We start from the raw sequence: 2346 nt of genomic DNA on the forward strand, positions 1-2346 counted from the left end.
CCCCCCCCCCCCCCCCCCCCCCCCCCCCCCCCCCCCCCCCCCCCCCCCCCCCCCCCCCCCCCCCCCCCCCCCCCCCCCCCCCCCCCCCCCCTCCGCCGTCCCTACAGCGAGAAGGCGCTGGCCACCCTCACGGTCGCGATCGGCCGGATCAGCTTCTTCATCGCCCTGGCGGTCATCGGCAAGCCGCGGCCGGTCAGCTCGCTCGCCGACGAGCAGGGGGACTGAAGCCCCCGGGGCCGTCTCGGGGAGCGCGTTCCGGTTGCCCGGAAATATGATGTGCACGGGCTCGTGAACGGAGCGGAAGCAGGGACGAATGGATGCACCTCGGAGCGTTCCATGAGTCCGCGCCGCCCCCCGCGCGTGGCGAGCGCCGACCTCCTCAGCATGCTCGGCCGGCTCACCGCCCAGGCGCGGCAAGGGGTTGAGCTGCAGCAGGCCCGGGTCGAGCTGGCCGAGGCGCTGCAGCGCGAGATGCTGCCCACCACCCTGCCCGTGCTGCCCGGACTGCGCGCCGCGGCCCGGTACGCGCCCGCCCGGCACGGCCTGGACATCGGCGGCGACTGGTACGACGGCTTCCAGCTGCCCGAGGGCGCCCTCGCCTTCTGCATCGGCGACGTCCAGGGACACGATGTGGACGCGGCCGCGTTCATGGGGCAGATCCGGATCTGCCTGCGGGCGGTGTCGGCCGTCGTCCCCGATCCCGGCGAGGTGCTCAGCCGGGCCAACGAGGTGCTGCTCTCCATGGACCGCGATCTCTTCGCGACCTGCAGCCTGCTCCGCTTCGATCCGCGGACGTGGGAGCTGGAGAGCGCCCGGGCCGGCCACGTGCCCTCGGTCTGGGCCACCGTCGACGGCCAGTACGGGATCACCGAGGACGACGGCGGACTGCCGCTGAACCTGCAGTCCGGATCCGGGTACAGCGTGACCCGGCGCCGCCTGACGACGGCGGGATCGATCGTCCTGCTCACCGACGGCGTCGTCGAGGGCCCGAGGTTCCCGATCGAGGTGGGGCTGGAGCGCGTCGTCCGCGTCGTACGGGACGCGGCGGGCGCCGATCCCGACGAACTGGCCGCCGAGGTGATGAAGGTGGCCGACTCCACCGGCCACGCCGATGACGCCGCAGTGCTCGTCCTGACCCACGACGCGGCGCGTCACGCCCCGCCCGGACACGGGCCTGTTGTCTGATGCTGTGGTGCGCACCGAGGAATGGCGACGTCTGTCCACAGCTGTCCTGCTGATCCTCGCCGTCGCCGTCGCGTACTACGCGGGCGGCCGGATCGGCCTGCACCAGTCCGTGGTCGTCAACGGAGCCGAGGTCACGCCCCTGTGGCCGCCCACCGGCATCGCCCTCGCCGCCCTGCTCTGGCTGGGCCCGCGGGCATGGCCGGGGATCGCCCTCGGCACGTACCTGGCGATCGAGCGGATCGGCGACTTCAACCTCTCCGGCCTCGGCATCGTCGCGGGGAACACCCTCGCGCCCGTGTGCGCGTACCTGATGCTCCGCCGGGTGGGCTTCCGCAGCGAGGTCGACCGACTGCGGGACGCCCTGGCGCTGGTCTTCCTGGGCGGTCTGCTGCCGATGCTGCTCAGCGCCACCATCGGGACCTGGACCCTGGTGCTCAGCGGCGACCTGCCCTCGGCCCGGTTCTGGCCGGTGTGGTCGGCCTGGTGGGCCGGGGACGCGATGGGTGTGCTCGTGGTGACGCCCCTCCTGCTCGTCCTGCGCCGGGTCCGCCGCCCGGGGGAGGGCGACTACCGGGTGCCCGAGGTGACGGCCCTGGTGCTCATGTCCGTCGTCGTCACCGTCGTGGCCACCCGGAGCTCGCTGTCCCTGCTGTTCCTGGTCTTCCCGCTGATCATCTGGGCGGCCGTACGCTTCCAGCTCGCCGGGAGCGCCCCGTGCGTCCTGTTCGTGTCCGTCCTGGCGATCTCGGCGGCGAGTGACCGCACCGGGCCGTTCGACGGGCAGACCCTCCTGGGGACGATGATCAACCTGCAGGCCCTCAACGGGGCGGCGGCCCTGACCGGTCTGCTGCTGTCGGCGATGGTCACCGAGCAGAACAACGTCCGCCTGAAGATCGAGCAGGTCTGCGAGGACCTGGCCGAACTGGTGGAACACCTCGCCCGGGGCAGACCGGAGAGCTGAGGGGGGGGGGGGGGGGGGGGGGGGGGGGGGGGGGGGGGGGGGGGGGTGGGTGGGGGGGGGGGGGGGGGGGGGGGGGGGGGGGGGGGGGGGGGGGGGGGGGGGGGGGGGGGGGGGGGGGGGGGGGGGGGGGGGGGGGGGGGGGGGGGGGGGGGGGGGGGGGGGGGGGGGGGGGGGGGGGGGGGGGGGGGGGGGGGGCGGGG

Annotated in this window: 2 protein-coding genes; both read left to right on the top strand. The window is 75.4% G+C overall.

All coding sequences use genetic code 11. The features are described from left to right. The first annotated feature begins 336 nt into the window (after nucleotides 1–336). The gene (locus ACZ4VT_RS37310; RefSeq protein WP_467955815.1) at nucleotides 337–1185 is read left to right on the top strand and encodes a PP2C family protein-serine/threonine phosphatase; all 849 of its coding nucleotides are present in this window, start codon (nucleotides 337–339) and stop codon (nucleotides 1183–1185) included. 4 nt (nucleotides 1186–1189) lie between these two features. Continuing rightward, nucleotides 1190–2146, top strand: coding sequence for an MASE1 domain-containing protein (locus tag ACZ4VT_RS37315; protein WP_467955817.1), 957 nt, complete (start codon nucleotides 1190–1192; stop codon nucleotides 2144–2146). Nucleotides 2147–2346 lie beyond the last annotated feature (200 nt).

It is taken from the genome of Streptomyces sp. NPDC029164 (assembly GCF_055563995.1).